General features: G+C 71.9%; 18 protein-coding genes. 5 read left to right on the plus strand and 13 right to left on the minus strand.

Annotated elements, in window-relative coordinates; genetic code table 11:
- The 5 genes from GU5_RS16430 to GU5_RS0109970 form a co-directional block, all read right to left on the minus strand.
- Positions 1–723 (minus strand): hypothetical protein (locus tag GU5_RS16430; protein WP_010525429.1); only part of this gene is annotated, 723 nt, incomplete at its 3' end.
- A complete protein-coding gene (gene phnC / locus GU5_RS0109955; protein WP_010525430.1) occupies positions 720–1,505 on the minus strand; it encodes a phosphonate ABC transporter ATP-binding protein in 786 nt (261 codons plus the stop codon). The genes GU5_RS16430 and phnC, both read right to left, overlap by 4 nt.
- A 124-nt stretch (positions 1,506–1,629) precedes the next feature.
- A complete protein-coding gene (locus GU5_RS0109960; RefSeq protein ID WP_010525431.1) occupies positions 1,630–2,691 on the minus strand; it encodes a phosphate/phosphite/phosphonate ABC transporter substrate-binding protein in 1,062 nt (353 codons plus the stop codon).
- A gap of 190 nt (positions 2,692–2,881) precedes the next feature.
- Positions 2,882–3,679, minus strand: coding sequence for an HAD family hydrolase (locus tag GU5_RS16435; RefSeq protein WP_010525432.1), 798 nt, complete (start codon positions 3,677–3,679; stop codon positions 2,882–2,884).
- A gap of 46 nt (positions 3,680–3,725) precedes the next feature.
- Complete coding sequence (locus tag GU5_RS0109970; RefSeq protein ID WP_010525433.1) at positions 3,726–4,457, minus strand: aspartate/glutamate racemase family protein; 732 nt, start codon at positions 4,455–4,457, stop codon at positions 3,726–3,728.
- A 319-nt stretch (positions 4,458–4,776) separates the two neighbouring features.
- On the opposite strand from GU5_RS0109970, the gene GU5_RS0109975 reads away from it, so the two are divergent.
- Positions 4,777–6,003, plus strand: a complete 1,227-nt coding sequence (locus tag GU5_RS0109975) for a LysR family transcriptional regulator (RefSeq protein WP_139084414.1) — start codon at positions 4,777–4,779, stop codon at positions 6,001–6,003.
- 113 nt (positions 6,004–6,116) lie between these two features.
- On the opposite strand, the gene fbaA is transcribed toward GU5_RS0109975, so the two are convergent.
- The 3 genes from fbaA to GU5_RS16015 form a co-directional block, all read right to left on the minus strand.
- The gene (gene fbaA, locus GU5_RS0109980; protein ID WP_010525435.1) at positions 6,117–7,139 is read right to left on the minus strand and encodes a class II fructose-bisphosphate aldolase; all 1,023 of its coding nucleotides are present in this window, start codon (positions 7,137–7,139) and stop codon (positions 6,117–6,119) included.
- A gap of 82 nt (positions 7,140–7,221) precedes the next feature.
- Positions 7,222–7,548: a branched-chain amino acid transporter permease gene (locus tag GU5_RS0109985; protein WP_010525436.1), complete on the minus strand. Its 327-nt coding sequence runs from the start codon at positions 7,546–7,548 to the stop codon at positions 7,222–7,224.
- 54 nt (positions 7,549–7,602) lie between these two features.
- Positions 7,603–8,373 carry an AzlC family ABC transporter permease gene (locus GU5_RS16015; protein WP_010525437.1) on the minus strand — a complete coding sequence of 257 codons (771 nt, stop codon included), beginning with the start codon at positions 8,371–8,373 and terminating at the stop codon, positions 7,603–7,605.
- A gap of 80 nt (positions 8,374–8,453) precedes the next feature.
- Here GU5_RS16015 and GU5_RS0109995 point away from each other — a divergent pair, with 80 nt between their 5' ends.
- A complete protein-coding gene (locus GU5_RS0109995; protein ID WP_029514192.1) occupies positions 8,454–8,900 on the plus strand; it encodes an Lrp/AsnC family transcriptional regulator in 447 nt (148 codons plus the stop codon).
- Positions 8,901–8,912: 12 nt separating this feature from the next.
- On the opposite strand, the gene GU5_RS0110000 is transcribed toward GU5_RS0109995, so the two are convergent.
- Positions 8,913–10,175, minus strand: coding sequence for an MFS transporter (locus GU5_RS0110000; protein WP_010525439.1), 1,263 nt, complete (start codon positions 10,173–10,175; stop codon positions 8,913–8,915).
- A gap of 209 nt (positions 10,176–10,384) precedes the next feature.
- Between GU5_RS0110000 and GU5_RS0110005 the strand changes: the two genes are divergently transcribed.
- From GU5_RS0110005 to GU5_RS0110015, 3 genes are all read left to right on the plus strand, one after another.
- Positions 10,385–12,532 (plus strand): heavy metal translocating P-type ATPase, encoded by a 2,148-nt coding sequence (locus tag GU5_RS0110005; RefSeq protein WP_010525440.1) that lies wholly within the window; start codon positions 10,385–10,387, stop codon positions 12,530–12,532.
- Between the two features lie 70 nt (positions 12,533–12,602).
- A complete protein-coding gene (locus GU5_RS15195; protein WP_010525441.1) occupies positions 12,603–13,094 on the plus strand; it encodes a MarR family winged helix-turn-helix transcriptional regulator in 492 nt (163 codons plus the stop codon).
- Between the two features lie 280 nt (positions 13,095–13,374).
- Entirely contained in the window at positions 13,375–14,556 is a 1,182-nt protein-coding gene (locus tag GU5_RS0110015) for an MFS transporter (RefSeq protein WP_369750472.1), read from the plus strand.
- A 147-nt stretch (positions 14,557–14,703) separates the two neighbouring features.
- Here GU5_RS0110015 and GU5_RS0110020 read toward each other — a convergent pair whose 3' ends face one another.
- The 4 genes from GU5_RS0110020 to GU5_RS17670 form a co-directional block, all read right to left on the minus strand.
- A complete protein-coding gene (locus GU5_RS0110020) occupies positions 14,704–15,084 on the minus strand; it encodes a multidrug efflux SMR transporter (RefSeq protein WP_010525443.1) in 381 nt (126 codons plus the stop codon).
- The gene (locus GU5_RS0110025) at positions 15,084–15,398 is read right to left on the minus strand and encodes a multidrug efflux SMR transporter (protein WP_010525444.1); all 315 of its coding nucleotides are present in this window, start codon (positions 15,396–15,398) and stop codon (positions 15,084–15,086) included. Before GU5_RS0110025 ends, GU5_RS0110020 begins: the two co-directional genes overlap by 1 nt.
- A gap of 146 nt (positions 15,399–15,544) precedes the next feature.
- Positions 15,545–16,573 (minus strand): alcohol dehydrogenase catalytic domain-containing protein, encoded by a 1,029-nt coding sequence (locus GU5_RS0110030; protein WP_010525445.1) that lies wholly within the window; start codon positions 16,571–16,573, stop codon positions 15,545–15,547.
- Between the two features lie 188 nt (positions 16,574–16,761).
- The gene (locus tag GU5_RS17670) at positions 16,762–17,985 is read right to left on the minus strand and encodes a bifunctional alpha/beta hydrolase/OsmC family protein (protein ID WP_050806662.1); all 1,224 of its coding nucleotides are present in this window, start codon (positions 17,983–17,985) and stop codon (positions 16,762–16,764) included.
- Positions 17,986–18,043: the final 58 nt, after the last annotated feature.

Raw genomic sequence — 18,043 nt, forward strand, 5'->3', positions numbered from 1 at the left:
GGCGACGATGCCGATGTTGAACATCAGCAGCGCCAGCACGCCGGCCAGCGGGCCCAGCCCGTAGGCGGTGCCGCCGATCATCGCGACGAAGAGCAGCGCCCAGCCGACGTCGGGGATGGAGCGCACCACCGAGTTGAGCGCCTTGATCGCCTGGCTGACCACACTGTTCGGACTGGAGACCGGCGAGGCCAGCAGCGCCAGCAGCAGTCCCGCCGCACAGCCGAAGCCGGTGGCGACGACCGCCATGCACAGCGTGGTCAGCCAGTCCGGCCACACGCTGACCACATAGGCCCAGTTCGGGTCCACGAAGGCCGCCAGCTGGCCCTCCAGGTTGCTCCAGCGCTCCCAGATGGAGCTGAGCGTGAAGTCGATCGTCGCCCCGGCCCAGTAGGTGAAGATCGTGAAGCCCAGCGCGCCGGTCGCCAGCGTGGCCCCGGCGCGGATCCTCCAGCAGAGCGCCAGCGACGCCAGCATCGCCGCCAGCCCCAGCAGCGGATTCAGCGGGACCCAGAGGGTGAGCGAGCCCAGCGGCAGGTAGAGCACCGTGCCGGATTCGCGGGTCAGGCAGAAGACGACGAAGGCGGCGACGGCGACGACCAGCAGCCCCAGATACGCCGGCACCGGGCGTCGCGGCGGGCTGGGCCGCGCCGTCGCCGGCCGTGTCGCCCGCGCCGTCTGCTCCGTCTGCGCCGGCGAGGAGGCTGCCCGGGCGGACGCGTTCACGACCGCTCCTCCTCGGCGCGCTCGACGACGACGTCCTCGGCGGTCAGGGAACGCTGGTAGACCTCCTCGATCGCCGCGTCGGTGGCCTCGGCGACCGGGGCGTCGAAGACGACCTCGCCGTCGCGCATGCCGATCACCCGGTCGGCGTAGGCGCGGGCGACGTCGAGATGGTGCATGTTCACGATGCAGGTGATGTCCAGCTCCTGCTGGATGCGGCGCATGTCCCGCATGACCTGGTGCGCCGTCGGCGGGTCGAGGGCGGCCACCGGCTCATCGGCGAGGATGACCTCCGGGTCCTGGGCGAGCACCCGGGCGATGGCCACGCGCTGCTGCTGGCCGCCGGAGAGGGAGGAGGCGCGCTGGTAGGCCTTCTCCACGATGCCCACCCGCTCCAGCGACTGGAAGGCGATCTCCCGGTCCTCGGGCCGGTACCACCCCAGCAGCGAGCGCCAGGTCGGGGTGTAGGCCGACCGGCCGGCGAGCACGTTGTTCAGCACGCTGATCCGATCGACCAGGTTGAACGACTGGAAGATCATGCCCACCTGCGAACGCAGCGCCCGCAGCTTGGCCTTGTTCCGCGGATCCACCGTCCGGCCTCCGACGGCCAGCGTGCCGACGGTGTGCGGCACCAGACCGTTGATCGTGCGGATCAGCGTGGATTTGCCCGCCCCGGACAGTCCGACGACGGCGACGAACTCGCCGCGGTCGATGGTCAGGCTGACGTCGTTCAGCCCCTTGAAGCCGTCGGGGTAGACGACGTCGACGTGTTCGAAGGTGATCATGGGAGGTCTCCGTGCAGAGCCGGGGCGCCGGGCACCCTCCGCGAGGAGGCGCCCCGCGCCCCGAGCGACTCAGGTGGGGGTCAGCGTACCGGTCGCACCCAGCGGGGCGCGCCGATCGGCGGACTCACTCCGCCTGGTCGCCGAACTCCTCGTAGACCGTGCGCGCGCCGTCCAGGGCCTCCTGGTCGGCCTCGACCAGGCCTTCGATCTCGTAGACGTCGTAGAGCGGGTCACCCTCCTCGAGGCCGCCGTCGCCGGCGATGTTCAGGAAGGCCTCGGTGATGGTCTGCTGCTCCTCCTCGGTCAGGTCCGCCGAGGCGACGATGCCGTCGTTGGGGATCGGGCCGGCCCAGGCGAAGGTCACGACCTCCTGGCCGACGTCGGGGTTCTCCTCGGCGATGTTCTCGCGGGCGTCGTCGAAGGAGGTGCCGATGGAGATGTCGCCGCTGTAGACGTTCTGCACCGACTGGTCGTGGCCGCCGGCGAACTGCCCGTCGACCTCGACGCCGAGCTCGTTGAGCTGGGTCTGCGGGTAGTAGTAGCCGGAGGCCGAGCCCTCGTCGACGAAGGAGACGGTGGTGCCGTCCTCGATCTGCTCCAGAGCGTCCTCGCCCATCGGCTGGTAGTCGACCCTCTCGCCGTCCTCGACGATGCCGTTGCAAAACAGGAACGGCTCGACCTCGCCCTCCTGCTCGATCTCCACCGGCTCGTCCTCGCAGTAGGTGTCCGGGTCGTTCGTGAACCACTGGGTCACGTAGGACTCCGAGCCGTAGCGCACCGACTGCAGGATCGAGGTGCCGTCGGCCTCCTGCTCGGCCTGGATCATGCCGATCGGGCCGGACATCACCAGGTGGACGTCGCCGGTCTGCATACCCTGGATGACGCCGAGGTAGTCGTCGAAGACCTCCACGGCGACGTCGAAGCCGCCGAGCTCCTCGGAGACCTGGTCGGCGATGGCCTCCTGGTTCTCCACCACGGTGGCGTTCTCCTGGGAGGGCACCAGGCCGATGACCAGCTCGTCGACGGACTCGATGGCCGCGGCCTCGCCGGCGTCCTCGGACCCGTCGCCGCCGTCGCCGTCGCCGGAGACGTCGGACTCCTCGGCGGCGCAGCCGGTCAGGGCCAGGGCGAGCACGCCCGCCAGGGCGAACGCGGACTTCGTGGTGGTCTTGGTCGTGGTCTGCATGGCAGGGGTCCTCTTCATCACGGGGCGAGTGTGAGCACCGGAGGCGGGATCCGGGCGCCCCTCGACGCCGCGTCCCCGGGGATTCCTCCGTCGGCACCGACGACGGCGTCGGGACCTTCACGACTCTAGAGAGGCCTGATCTGGGGCGACAAGAGCTGACGGCGCTGTTCGGCCACTCGTCACGCAGAGTTCACACATCGGAGTGAGGAGCGGCCGCCCAGTGCCGGAGGATCGGAGCGGCCGCGGCGAGGTCCGGCACGCGGTGGTCGGGGGTTCCGACGCCGGCGCCGAAGCGGTCGATGAGCACCGTGGTCCCGCCCCGGGCGGCGACGGGAGCGAGATCGTTCTCCCAAATGTCGCCGATCGACAGGACCTGCGTCTCGGCGACGTGCTCGGCGCCGGCGCGGCGCCGAGCCTCCTCGAGCGCCGCCGGCAGGCCGGCGGGCTTGCCGGCGTCGTTGACCACCGCGTCGAAGGCACCGGTCAGGCCGAGGACCTCCAGCCAGGGGGCGAAGGCGGCCGCGGGAGAGTTGGTGATCAGCACGACCGCGGCGGTCTCGCGGACCTCGTCGAGCAGCGCGGCCAGCCCGGCGGGGGCGTGGACGTCGGAGCGGTGGAGCCCGGCGGTCAGCAGCGCCTCGCGGCCGGCGCGGAAGGCGACGCCGGCCTCCTCGACGGAGAGCCCTCGGGCGAGGCCGAGCCGCTGGACCAGCTGATAGCCGTCCTGCACGCTCACGCCCGGCGACAGCTCGGGGACATGCAGGTCTCCGGCGGCCAGGGCCTCGGCGACGACGTCGCGCACGCCGGCGTCGCCCTCTGCCGTGCCGCCGTCGTCGCGCTCCGCCGCGCCGCGATCGGCCAGCAGCGCGTCGACCTGCGCGGCGTAGTGCAGCACGGGATCGTCGCCGAGGCAGACGGTGCCGTCGAAGTCGAGCAGCAGCAGCTGCTCACGGGACGGGGACGAGTGACCGGTCGGAGTGCTCATCATGGGAACCACTCTTCCACGCCCGACGACCAGACGAGCCGCCGAGGTCTCAGCGCGAGGCGTGCCGCGCGGCCGGAGTCGCCGGGAGCTCGCCGTGCAGGCAGAACCGGGCCAGCGCGGCGACATGGGCGTCGACGGAGTCCAGCGTCGGCACCGGCGCCGTCTCCGGCGGGACCAGGAGGCCGATCTCCGTGCAGCCGAGGACCACGACGTCGGCACCGCGGCCCTGCAGCTCCTCCATCGCGGCGAGGAACTCGGCGCGCGTGGTCTCCGGGAACTCCCCGAGGGTCAGCTCCGAGAAGATCCGACGGTCCAGCAGCCGGCAGGTCTCGGCGTCCGGGACGACGACGCCCAGCCCGTGGGACTCCAGTCGCTCGCGGTAGAAGGAGTCGAGCATCGTCGGCGCGGTGCCCAACAGCCCCAGCGTGCCGGCGCCGCGGAGGTGGCCCGCCTGGGCGACGGCGTCGGCGATGTGCACCAGCGGGACGTCGACGGCACGCTCGACGGCGGGCGCGACCTTGTGCATGAGGTTCGTGCCCACGGCGAGCGCCTCGACGTCGGCGGCGACCAGTCTCCGGGCCGCCGCGGCGAGGGCGTCCCCGGCCGCGTCCCAGTCCTCGGCGATCTGGTGGGCGCGGATCTCGGCGAAGTCCGCCGAGTCCAGCACCATCGGCGCCGACGCGTGGCCGCCCTGCTCCTCGGCGACCGCCTGGTTGATCCCGCGGTAGTACTGCTCCGTGGAGTGCCAGCTCATGCCGCCGAGCAGTCCGATCCGATGCATGGTGCGTCCTTCCTCAGACGGGGCCCGAGACCGTCGACATGACCGAGCCTGGTGCACTGCGCCCCGGGGTGCGTCCGACGCAGCGACACATACTTCTTCCGCCGCCCATCATGTATCTTCATGGCAGACACCGGTAGACCGCGTCATCGGGGACCCCGCTATAAGCAATCGTGATGACGGAGACCGTGGGGGCGTCTGCGGAGTCGGGAGCGGGAGGAACGGGCGGGGCCCCGGCCCGGTGGACACCCCGCACGACAGCACCGGCCCGAGCACACCGGGAAGACCGCACCAGGACGAGCACGAAGCGGAGCAGCGGGCGATGAGCACTGATGATCACGCACGGGGCGACGAGGGCATCGCGGACACGGCGGGCACCGAGGGCCCCGAGGGCCCCGAGGGTCCCGAGGGTCCCGAGGGCCCCGAGGGTCCCGAGGGTCCCGAGGAGGCTGCGGACGCCGACGCCTTCGACGGGGTGTTCGAGGACGACTTCGACGACGCGGAGCTCGACCCGCGGACGCTTCCGCAGCCCAGCCCCGACTACGTCGATCAGACCGAGCCTCCCGGGGCCGGCGATGGGGCCGGCCGGTCCGGCGGGACCGGGGCATCGAGGAGGTCCGGGACGTCTGCCGTCGCCCCGCGTCGCGGGGAGGAGGAGCAGCTGGACCTGCGCAAGCTGCTGCTCTTCGAACGGGCCGTCGCCGCCGGAAGCCTCACCGCCGCGGCCGCCGAACTCGGCTGGACCCAGCCGGCGGTCTCCCAGCAGCTCGGCTCCCTGGAACGTGCTCTCGGCACCCAGCTGCTCACCCGCACCACCCGCGGCGTCGTGCCCACTCCCGCCGGCCGGATCATGCTCGGCCGCGCCGAGGCCATCCGCGCGCAGACCCGCGCGGCGCTGGAGGACCTGACCTCGGCGTTCAGCTCCGCCGAGCAGACGCTGCGCATCGCCGCCTTCCCCTCGCTGATGGGCGGCCCGCTCGCCGAGGCGCTGGAGCAGCTCGCGGCCGGCGGAGGCGGCGGCTTCGAAGTCCTGGAGCACGAGCCGCCCGAGGCCCTGGACCTGCTGCGCCGCGGCCGAGTCGACGTCGCCCTGATCTTCCGCCACGGTACGGACGACGCCGTCCCGCCGGACCACCGGGCGGTGTCGCTGGGCGTCGACCGCCACCGACTCATCCTGCCGCGGCGCTGGGACCTGCACGGCGACGTCCGCGAGCTGGGCGACGCCGGCGAGCTCCCCTGGGTGGCCGGCTGCCAGCGCTGCACCGAGCACCTGCAGCAGGTCTGCGCCCAGGCCGGGTTCTCCCCGACCATCCGCCATGTCACCGATGATCCGCAGGCCATCCAGGCGCTCGTCGCCCACGGGCTCGGCGTCGCCCTGGTCTCCCGTCTCGCGCTGCGCGCCCCGGGAGCGGCGGGCTTCGCCGACCGGATCGACGTCGTCGACCTCCCCGACCTCGCCCCGCGCGAGGTGGCCGCCGTCCACCCCGAGAGCTGGACCGGCGCCGTACGGCTCGACGAGCTCATCTCAGCCCTGAGCCGACTCCTCTGACCCCGCTCCGACGCCTCGCCCGCAGGCGCACGAGCAGACGCACGAGCAGACGCACGAGGGGCCCGCCACCAGTCGGTGACGGGCCCCTTCTCGCGAGCGTGGCGCTCAGCCGATCACTTGACCGACTTGCCCGCCGAGCCCAGACGCTGGGAGGCCTCGACGATGCGAGCCGCCATGGACTCCTCGGCCTTGGCGCCCCAGACGCGCGGGTCGTAGGTCTTCTTGTTGCCGACGTCGCCGTCGACCTTCAACACGCCGTCGTAGTTGGAGAACATGTGGCCCGCCACCGGACGCGTGAAGGCGTACTGGGTGTCTGTGTCGATGTTCATCTTGATGACGCCGTAGGAGACCGCGTCGTCGATCTCCTGCTCGGTGGAGCCGGAGCCGCCGTGGAAGACCAGGTCGAAGGGGGCGTCCTTGCCGTACTTCTGACCGGTCTTCTCCTGGATGTCCTTCAGGATCTCCGGACGCAGCTTCACGTTCCCCGGCTTGTAGACGCCGTGGACGTTGCCGAAGGTCAGCGCGGTGATGTACCGGCCCTTCTCGCCCAGGCCCAGAGCCTCGATGGTGGCGACGGCGTCCTCATAGGTGGTGTAGAGCTTCTCGTTGATGGCGTTCTCGACGCCGTCCTCCTCGCCGCCGACCGCGCCGATCTCGACCTCGAGGATCTGCTTGGCCGCCGCGGACCGGGGCAGCAGGTCGGCGGCGATGCGGAGGTTCTCCTCCAGCGTCTCGGCCGACCCGTCCCACATGTGGGAGTTGAAGATCGGGTCGCGACCGGCCTTCACCTCAGCCTCGGAGGCCTCCAGCAGCGGCAGCACGAAGCCGTCGAGCTTGTCCTTCGGGCAGTGGTCGGTGTGCAGGGCGATGTTGACGCCGTAGTTCTTGGCGACCTGCTTGGCGAAGGCGGCGAAGCCCAGCGAACCGGCGACCATGTCCTTGATCGAGGCGCCCGACCAGTAGGCGGCGCCGCCGGTGGAGACCTGGATGATGCCGTCGGACTCGGCCTCGGCGAAGCCGCGGATGGCGGCGTTCAGCGTCTGCGAGCTGGTCACGTTGACCGCCGGGTAGGCATAGCCGCCGGCCTTGGCGGCGTCGATCATCTCGTCGTACTTGTCCGGGGTTGCGATGGCCACGCTGAACTCCTTCGAGTCGGGGTGTCGTGAGCGGTCTCGCACCCATCCTATCCGTGGACGGCACCACACAGGTCGACGCGCCTCAGAACAGATGCACCAGCCCGACGAAGGTCAGCGTCCCGGCGCCGACGCTGAGCAGCGTGCTGCGGCCCAGGCCCAGATGCGCCGCGACGGTGACGACGACGGCGATCCCGGCATGCGGCAGGTGCCCCCAGGCGGCGCCGGCGGAGTCGCGCAGCGTCGTCGCGGCGAGGATGACCATCAGACCGGCCGGCATCCAGGCGGCCAGCGAGCGCAGGAAGGCCGATTCGCGCAGCGGCATCACCAGCGCGAAGGGCAGCGCACGCAGCCCGAAGGTGATGGCGAAGACGACGGCGACGACGGCGACGACGTATCCGGTCTCAGGCATCGCGGGCCTCCTGCTCCTCCGCGCCCCGCCGGCGGGCGACGAGATGACGCACCGTCAGCGCCGCGAGGAAGGCCAGCATCCCGACCAGCAGCGCATGCTCGGGGACGACGACCAGCGCGCCGGAGATGCACACTCCGCCCAGCACCGCCTGCGGGACTCACGGCCGGAGCGGCAGCTGTCCAGCGTCAGCGTGATGAACAGGGCGCAGAGGGCGAACTCGAGCCCCTCGATCGGCCCGGGCAGCAGATGCGCCAGCGCGACGCCGGCCAGCCCCCCGCCGATCCAATACGTGTGGAAGGCCAGCTGCAGCGGCAGCAGGCTCCAGCCGGTCCATCCGCGCGGCGAGGCGGCGGTGACCGCGTAGGCCTCGTCGACCAGCGCATGCATCGCATACAGCCGTCCGAGCCGCGAGCGCACCGCGCTCAGCGGGAAGCTGATCGCATAGAAGACGTGGCGGAAGTTCACCAGCAGGGTGGTCAGCGCGACGGTCGCCAACGGGGCCGCGGCGAGGATCATGCCCACCAGCAGCAGCTCCAGCGAGCCGGTGAAGACGACGCCGGAGAGCACCGGCGCCAGCCACCACGGCAGGCCGGACTGCACCACGACCATCCCGAAGGCGATGCCGATGGGCACCAGGCCCATGCCGGCGGCCAGCGAGGCCCGCAGCCCGGAGGCGATCTGACGGCGGCGATCGGTCGCCGTCGTCGACGGCGCCGGTGCGGCCTCCGCCGCCCCGGCCTCCGCCGCCCCCGGCTCGGCCGGCACGGTCTCCGCACCGGTCGTCGACACCGGCTCGGCGCGCTCGATCACCTGCTGCTTCTGCATGCTTCGATGATTCCAGGAAACCCGCAGAATGTGCTTTCAGATCTTCTCCGTCTGCCCCACGATCGTGCAATACTCGACTCATGGATTCATTGGATCGCGCAATCATCGCGGAACTGGAGAAGGACGGGCGCATCTCCAACGTGGACCTGGCCGAGCGCATCGGCCTCACGCCGGGGCCGTGCCTGCGCCGAGTGCAGCGCCTGGAGGCCGACGGCGTCATCCTGGGCTACCGGGCACAGATCAGCCCGACGGCGCTGCAGCGCAGCTTCGAGGTGCTGCTCGACGTCGACCTGGACGGCTTCCGCCGCCCGCTGGCGCGGCAGTTCGAGGAGACCATGGAGACCTACGAGGAGGTCCTGGAGCTGCACCGGCTCTTCGGCTCGCCGGACTACCACGTGCGCGTGGCCGTGCAGGATCTCGCCGCCTACGAGCAGTTCCTGATGGAGAAGGTCATGGCGATCCCGGGGATCGCCAACGTCAGCTCGCGCTTCCCGATGAAGATCCTGAAGTCGCTGCGCCCGGAGTGAGCCCGGCGCGGATCAGGCGCCCGAGGCCCGGGCGACCATGGCCCGATTGACCAGCCCGGCGGCGGTGATCAACGAGGCCGCCGCCAGCGGGGCCAGCAGCGCCGCCTGGGTTCCGGCGGTCTCGGCGATGTGCCCGTTGATCGCCGAGGCGGCGGACTGGCCGACGACGACCCCGGTGGTCGCCATGGTCATCACTGTCGCGCCGCGGCCTCGCGGACTGCGGTCGGAGGCGATCGAGTAGACCACGACCAGCGTGGGCCCCAGCCCGATGCCCAGGACCAGCAGCACCATCAGGAGCAGCGGCATCGACTCGACGACCAGCAGCGCGGCGGTGCCGACGACCATGATCAGCGGGAAGACGATCCAGCGGGCGTGCATCGTGAAGCGGGCCGGGAAGAGCGCCGAGCCCAGGGCGAAGGCCGCCGAGCCGATGCCCATCACGCCGTAGACCAGGCCGGCCGACTCGGCATGGCCGGCGTCGGACATCGCCGAGGTCAGGGCGGTGAGCAGCGAGCCGAAGAACAGTCCGATGCCGAGCACGCCGACCAGCACCACCACCAGGCCCGGCCGCAGCAGCTCGCGCGCGGGCGCGGCGACCACTCCGGCGGTCCGGTTCGACGGGACCTCGTGGACGCTGGAGTGCAGGGCGAAGGCGGTGACGAAGACCAGCGTGAGCACCGCCGCGCCGATCACCGGGGCCGCCGGGCTCATGGTCGCGGCCAGCAGGCCGACGATCATCGGCCCGAAGACGAAGGTCAGCTCGTCGACGGCCGACTCGTAGGCCATGGTGCCGGTGGTCACCGCCGTGCGCCGCTCCGGGACGACACGCCGGGTGATGATGCCGACCAGCCGGCTGCGCGACATCGGCGGGACCTGCGGCGTCGTCGCACCGATGACGAAGGCGGTGGCCAGCACCGCGGCGTCCGGCAACGGCGAATACACCACCCAGGCCATGGTCAGCAGCGCGAGCGAGCTGGCCATCCCGGCGAGCATCACGACCAGCCGCTGGCCGAAGCGGTCGGCGGCCGAGCCGATGAGCGGCCCGAAGATCGCGGTGCCGACGCCGACCATGGCCGAGGTCAGTCCGCCGATCCCCAGCGAGCCGCGGCCGGCGACCACCAGGGTCAGCACGCCCACGACCATCATGGCGTAGGGGAAGCGGGCCACCAGGGCGATCGGGAAGAAGGACGTCCCGACGGCGGGGAGAAGGGTGGTGTGGCGAGCGTCCGAGGCGTCGTGGGCCTCGGCGGGACGCTCGGAGTCGGTGATGGTCATCGTCGCGCGCACCTCCTGCAGCGGACTCGTGGAGCACAGTGCCGCCTTAGCGCGCTCGTCGTCGAGCGTCACCAGGTAGATACACAATCTGATGGGCAAGGACGGCCCGGATGTCGGACAAGCCGTCCAGGCCAGCATTTCAGTCTAAACGCGCTTCTCTTGAAGGGCAACCCTGGACAGATACCCCTAGGGGGTATACATTCTGGGATATGAGCACCGAATCCAGAGATCACACGGACCAGGGCCACGACCAGCACGACCGGCACGACCACAGCCCCTCGCACGGTCACGAGGAGCACGCCGGGCACAGCACCCCTGCCGGACACGGTGACCACGCGGGACATGGCGGTCACTCCGGCCACTCCGGTCACTCCGGCCACTCCGGTCACGGCGACCATGCCGCCCAGTTCCGCCGCCTCTTCCTGATCATGCTCGTCGTCGCGATCCCGACGGCGGCGCTGGACCCGGCCTTCGCCGAGCTGCTGGGCTACTCCGTGCCCGACGCCCTCTGGCTCCGCGGCATCGCGCCGGTGCTCGGCACGGTGATGTACGTCTGGGGCGGGCGCCCCTTCCTGGCCGGGGGCCTCTCCGAGCTGCGGTCGCGCAGCCCCGGCATGATGCTGCTCATCGCTCTGGCGCTGACCGTCGCGCTGCTCTCCTCCTGGGGCGCGATGCTGGGACTCGTCGACGCCGGGCTGACCTTCTGGTGGGAGCTGGCCCTGCTGGTGGTCATCATGCTGCTGGGCCATTGGATGGAGATGCGTTCGATCGCCCGGACCAGCTCGGCGCTGGACTCGCTGGCCGCGCTGATGCCCGACGAGGCCGAGCGCGTCGACGGCGAGTCCGTCACCACCGTCTCCCCCGAGGACCTGGTCGCCGGCGACGTCGTCGTCGTGCGCCCGGGCGCCTCGGTCCCCGCCGACGGCCGGATCACCTCCGGAACGGCGAACCTGGACGAGTCGATGATCACCGGCGAGTCGCAGACGGTGACCCGCGGCGCGGGCGAGCAGGTCGTCGCCGGCACGGTGGCCACCGACTCCGGACTGCGGGTGGAGATCACCGCCGTGGGCGAGGAGACCGCGCTGGCCGGCATCCGCCGGCTCGTCGAGGACGCTCAGAACTCCAGCTCGCGGGCCCAGCGGCTGGCCGACGTCGCCGCGGCCTGGCTGTTCTGGTTCGCCCTGGCCGCCGCGGCGCTCACCGCCGCCGCCTGGCTGCTCGCCGGCAGTCCCGACGACGCGGTGGTCCGCACCATCACGGTGCTGGTCATCGCCTGCCCGCATGCCCTCGGCCTGGCGGTGCCGCTGGTGGTCTCCATCGCCTCCGAACGCGCCGCCCGGGCCGGCGTGCTGATCAGCGACCGGGTCGCCATGGAGACTATGCGCAGCGTCGACACCGTGCTCTTCGACAAGACGGGCACGCTGACCCGCGGCGAGCCCGAGCTGGTCGACCTCGCCGCGGCGGCCGGGCAGGAGGAGCAGCAGCTCCTGGCGCTGGCCGCGGCCGCAGAGTCCGACTCCGAGCACCCCCTCGCCGCCGCGATCCGCGCCGCCGCCGAGCAGCGCGGACTGGACGTCCCGAGCGCCGAGGACTTCAGCTCCTCCCCCGCCGTCGGCGTGGAGGCGACCGTCGACGGCGCCCGGGTGCAGGTCGGCGGCCCGCGGCTGCTCGAGGAGCACTCGCTCGCCGAACTGGACGCCGTCGGATCCTGGCGCGCCGAGGGGGCGATCATCCTGCACGTGGTCGTCGACGGCGCAGCCGCCGGGGCGCTGCGCCTGGACGACGCGATCCGCGAGGAGTCCCGACAGGCCGTCGAGGCGCTGCACTCCCGCGGCGCGGAGGTCGCGATGATCACCGGCGACGCCGAGGCGGTGGCGCATACGGTGGCCGAGCAGCTGGGCATCGACCGGGTCATCGCCGGCGTGCGCCCGGAGGAGAAGTCCGCCGAGGTCGCGCGCCTGCAGCAGGATGGCCGACGCGTGGCGATGGTCGGCGACGGCGTCAACGACGCACCGGCCCTGGCCCAGGCCGACGTCGGCGTGGCCATCGGCGCGGGCACCGACGTCGCCGTCGGCTCGGCCGGCATCATCCTGGCCTCCTCCGATCCGCGCGGCGTGCTCTCGGCGCTGCGCCTCTCCGACGCCGCCCGGACCAAGATGCGGCAGAACCTGTGGTGGGCGGCCGGCTACAACCTGATCGCGGTGCCGCTGGCGGCCGGGGTGCTCGCCCCGATCGGCTTCGTGCTGCCGATGAGCGTCGGAGCGGTGCTGATGTCGCTGTCGACGGTGCTGGTCGCGGCCAACGCCCAGCTGCTCAGGCGGCTCGACCTGCGGCCGGAGGCGCTGGAGACCGCCTGATCCGTCGGAGGGTCGGGGACCGACAGGGCGCGGCTGGCCATATACATAACCACGTTATATACTGACGGCGATGGATTCCCCCTCCACTCAGGCTGCGGCCTCCGCCGCAGTCGACGACCAGTCCGTCGAGGACCTCACCGCCGAGCTCGTCGTCGTCTCCGGCCGGCTGACGCGCACCCTGCGTCGGCTGGCGCGCGAAGAGACCGATCCGTCCACGGTCCGCGCGCTGTCGGTGGTCGACGAGCTTCAGCCGGTCCGCGTGGGCCGCTTCGCGGCGGAGCACCTGTGCTCTCAGCCCGCCGCGACGAAGCTGCTGGCCCGGCTGGAGGCCGACGGGCTGGTCGTCCGCCGCATCAGCGGCGCAGATCGGCGCGCCGCGGAGTTCTCGCTGACCGAGGACGGGCGACGGCGACTGGCCTCCATCCGCGGCCAGCTCACCGAGCAGCTCGCCCCGGCGCTGCGCGACCTGGACGCGGGCGACCGTGCGGGCCTGGCCCGCTCCATGGCCTCAGTGGAGGAGTTCATCAGCTCGGTGCGGCCGGACGACGACGTCCGCCGCTGACGCGCCGCCTCTCCCGCCCCGGCACGGCCGCAGGTCGTCCGGGGCGTCATCCTGCCCGGCGCCCGACACAGACCCCGCACAGACCCGACGCCCCGAGAGAAGAAGGTGGTCCCCCACGTCCTCCGCACCGCGCACCGACGCTGACACCGGCACGACCAGCACGCCTGCCCCGTCCGGCCCGACCGACGCCTCCGGCTCGCCCGGCTCCGACGCCGACGCCTCCATCCTCCGCCAGCCCCGGGCCGTCTGGGCCGTGGCCTTCGCCTGCGTCATCGCCTTCATGGGCATCGGCCTGGTGGACCCGATCCTCCCGGCGATCTCCGCCGAGCTCGACGCCACTCCGGCGCAGTCGATGCTGCTGTTCACCAGCTACCTGCTGATCACCGGGGCGATGATGTTCTTCACCAGCGCGATCTCCTCGCGGATCGGCGCGAAGCCCACGCTGCTGATCGGGCTGGTGCTCGTCGTCGCCTTCGCCGCCCTGGCCGGCAGCTCGGCGACCGTCTGGCAGATCATCGACTTCCGCGCCGGCTGGGGCCTGGGCAATGCCCTGTTCATCTCCACCGCGCTGGCGACCATCGTCGGGGCGACCTCCGGCGGCTCGGAGAAGGCGATCATCCTCTATGAGGCCGCCCTGGGCCTGGGCATCGCCACCGGCCCGCTGCTCGGCGGACTGCTCGGCGAGATCTCCTGGCGCGGCCCGTTCTTCGGCACCGCCGCCCTGATGGCGATCGGGCTGATCGCCGTCGCCGCCCTGCTGCCGAAGCAGGAGCGCCCGACGCCGGATCAGCACGTGCGGCTGACTGCGACCTTCCGGGCGCTGTCCCACCCGGGTCTGCTGACCCTGGCGATCACCGCGCTGCTGTACAACTTCGGCTTCTTCACCCTGCTCGCCTACAGCCCCTTCCCGCTGGAGGAGGACGCCGCCGCGGCCGGACTGGCGAACTTCGGGGCCATGGGCCTGGGGCTGGTGTTCTTCGGCTGGGGCATCTGTCTCGCGATCACCTCGGTCTTCGTCGCCCCGCTGCTCACCCACCGCTTCGGCCGCCGCCCGGTGCTGGTCACCACGCTGGCCTGCCTGGCGGTGATCCTGCTGGGCATGGCGCTGTTGGTCGACTCGCTGGCCGCCCTGGCGACCGGCGTCATCGTCGCCGGACTGTTCCTCGGCGTGCTGAACACGGTGCTGACCGAGGCCGTCATGGAGGTCAGCGACCTGCCGCGGCCGGTGGCGTCGTCCACGTACTCGGGCGTGCGCTTCATGGGCGGCGCCGTCGCACCGTTGATCGCCGGGCAGGTCTCCGACGCGCTCGGCGCCGGCTCGCCCTACCTCTTCGGCGCCGCGGCCGTGGTGCTGGCGATCGTCGCCCTGGTGATCGGGGCACGTTCGCTGCGCGTGCTCGACCGGGTGCACGGCGAACCCGTCGAGGAGGAGGCCTGGGCGATCACCGGAGGCGACGCGTGAGCGCGCGCTGCCCCGCTCATCATGCATCGAACGGGGGATCCACTGCGGCTATGAGCCGAACCCGGCCGCATAGCCGCAGTGGATCCCCCGTTGATGAGCGGTGGGGCCCGGCGGAGCGGTGGGCCCGGCGGACGGGCGGCGTCACCCTCAGCGCGGGCCGAAGTCCGCCGTCGAGTCGGCGGCCTCTCCGCGGGCCTGTTCGCCGTCGTCGGCACTGTGGGTGAGCTTCAGCCCGACGATGCTGCCGACGATCCCGGCCATGAACACCAGCTTCCACGCTGAGACCGGCTCCTGACCGAGGGCGATGCTCGCCGCGACGGTGATCGTCGCCCCGAGGCCGGCCCAGACGGCGTAGGCGGTGCCGATCGGGATGCTCCGCGCCGCCCGGGCGAGGGTCACCATGCTCACCAGCAGTCCGAGGAGGAACACGACGACGGGCACCGGCCGGGAGAAGCCGTCGCTCAGCCCCAGGGCGGTCGCCCAGACGGCCTCCATCACTGCGCTGAACACCAGGATGATCCAGGCCATCAGCTCACCACCTTCAGCCCGATCAGGCTGACCACGAGCAGCGTCAGCAGGCCGGTCCGCGCGACGTCGAGGGTCTCGCTGCGCCGCACGACGCCGATCACGATGGTCAGCACGGCACCGATCCCCACCCAGACCGCATAGGCGGCGCCGGCCGGAATGGCCGTCATGCCGTAGGCCAGCCCGCTCATCGACAGGACCAGCGCCGCGATGAACAGCAGCGTCGGGCGCCGCCGGCGCAGGCCGTCGGACTCGCCGAGGGCCGTCGCCCAGACCGCCTCCAAACCGCCGGAGACGGCCAGCACGATCCATTCCATGAGTCCTCCTCCCTCGTCCGCTCCGCACGAGATCCGCCCGCCGACGCCCATGTACATCGGGCGGGGGACCCCTCGGGGTCATCCGGCCGGATCGGCGACGAACACCCCGAGGAATCCCCCGCCCGACGGCGGAACGGCGGCGAGCCTCAGCGGGTCGGGTCGACCATCACCTTCAGCGACTCGCGGTCGTCCATGGCGCGGTACCCCTCGGGCACCTCGTCCAGGCCGATCACCCGGTCGAAGACCCGGCCCGGCTCGACCGTGCCGTCGAGGACGGCCGGCAGCAGCTGCTCGACGTAGGCGCGCACCGGGGCCGGGCCGCCGGTCAGCGTGATGTTGTGGCCGAAGAGGCTGCCGAAGCCGACCGGAGCCTCTTCATACTGCGGGACGCCGACGCGGCTGATCACGCCGCCCGGGCGCACCACGCCGAGGGCCTGCTCGTAGGCGGGCATGTGGCCGACGGCCTCGAGCACTGCGTGAGTGCCCTCGCCGCCGGTGATCTCGCGGACCTCGGCGATGCCCTCCTCGCCGCGGGAGGCGACGACGTGCGTCGCTCCGAACTCGCGGCCGAGGTCGGTGCGGGCCTTGTGCCGGCCCATCAGGACGATCGTCTCGGCCCCGAGCTGCTTCGCGGAGAGCACCGCGAGCAGGCCGACGGCGCCGTCGCCGATCACCGTGACGGTGGAGCCCGGGCCGACGCCGGCCTTCACTGCGGCGTGCCAGCCGGTGGGGTACACGTCGGTGAGGGTCAGCAGCGAAGGCAGCAGCGACTGGTCGACGTCGCCGGGGACGGCCACCAGCGAGCCGGAGGCCTGCGGCACGCGGATCTTCTCCGCCTGGGCGCCGCTGTGGAAGCCGCCGTTCGGGCAGGAGGTGTGCAGGCCCTCCCGGCAGTGGTCGCAGGTGTTGTCCGCATAGGCGAAGGGAGCGACGACCATGTCGCCGATCGAGAGGCCGGCGACCTCCTCGCCGAGCTCCTCGACGATGCCGACGAACTCGTGGCCGATCTGGTCGCCCTCCTCGGCGTCGGGCTTGGAGTGGTACGGATGCAGGTCCGAGCCGCAGACGCAGGTGACCACGACGCGCACCACCGCATCGGTGGGCTCGACGAGGGCGGGGTCGGGGACGTCGGCGACGCGGACGTCGCCGGCGCCGTGGATCAGGGCTGCTCGCATGAGCGATGACCTCCTGGGGTCAGGTGGGAGACGTGTCCGGGGCGGAGCCCGCCCCGGCACAGCGTCGCCGAGCCCTGGTTTGTTCCGTGAGGTTCGTCCCTTCGGAGGTCTCACCCCACGTCAGGGCGACGACGGTGCGGACGACGACGGCGATCCCGGCGACCACCCCACCGTCGGCATCGTTCCGTTCACTCTTCGGCGGTCTCGATCCGGGTCTCCGAGGTCAGCGTGCGATGCACCGGGCACTTCTCGGCGATCTCGAGCAGCCGGGCGCGCTGCGCGTCGTCGAGGTCGCCCTCCAGGTGGATGCGCCGGGTGATGCGGTCGATCCGCCCGGCCTGGGTCTCGCAGTCCTCGCAGTCGGCGGCGTGGACACGGTCGTGGCGCAGTCCGACGGTGACCTTCTCCAGCGGCAGGTCGTGCCGCTCGGCGTACATCCGCAGTGTCATCGAGGTGCAGGTGCCCAGGGCGGAGAGCAGCAGATCGTAGGGCGAGGGACCGCCGTCGTCGCCGGTCGGAGACGGCTCATCGGCGACGAATCGGTGCCGGCCGGATTCCACGACCTGCCCGTAGCCGCCCATGCCGGACTCGGCGACGACGACCGAACCGTCCAGCGCCGGGTCTCCCTCCTCGCGCTCGGGCAGGTAGCGGCGGACCCAGGCGCCGAGCACTCCGGCGGCGTACTCGGCGTCCCCGCGGCGGGTGAGCAGGTGATCGGCACCGTCCAGCGAGACGAAGGACTTCGGGTGCCGGGCCGTCTCGAAGATCTGCCGGGAGTTGTCGACGCCGACGATCTCGTCCATCGGCGCATGCATGACCATCAGCGCGGCGTCGAGTCCGGCGATGCGCTCAGCCTGCGGCTGCTCGGCGATGTCGTCCAGGAACTCCTGACGGATGCGGAAGGGTCGGCCGCCGATCGACACCTCGGCCTCACCGTCACGCTCGATCTGATCCTTGCGGCTGTCGAACCGCGCGGCGACGTGCGCCGGGTCGGCCGGAGCGCCCATCGTGGCCACCGCGCTGACCTCCGGAACCCGGTGGGCCGCGGCGATGACCGCCGCGCCGCCGAAGGAGTGGCCGACCAGGAAGGTCGGGGCCTCGTGCTCGGCCCGCAGATGGTCGGCGGCGGCGACGAGGTCGCCGACGTTGGAGCTGAAGTCGGTGTTCGAGAAATCTCCCTCGGAGTCGCCCAGACCGGTGAAGTCGAAGCGCAGCACCGCGATGCCGTCGTCGGTCAGCGCGCGGGCGATCCGCGAGGCCGAGACGACGTCCTTGCTGCCGGTGAAGCAGTGGGCGAAGAGCGCATAGGCCCGCGGAGCCTCGTGGGGCAGCTCGAGCTTTCCGGAGAGCACCGCTCCGCGGGATCCGGGGAACTCGACGCGTCGGCTGATGGGTCTGGTCCTGGTCTCCATGGATCCGATTGTTCCCTGTCGGCCCCTCGGAGGCCAGACTGGAGGCGACAGGCGCGGG

This window comes from Nesterenkonia sp. F (assembly GCF_000220985.1).
Lineage (GTDB): Bacteria > Actinomycetota > Actinomycetes > Actinomycetales > Micrococcaceae > Nesterenkonia.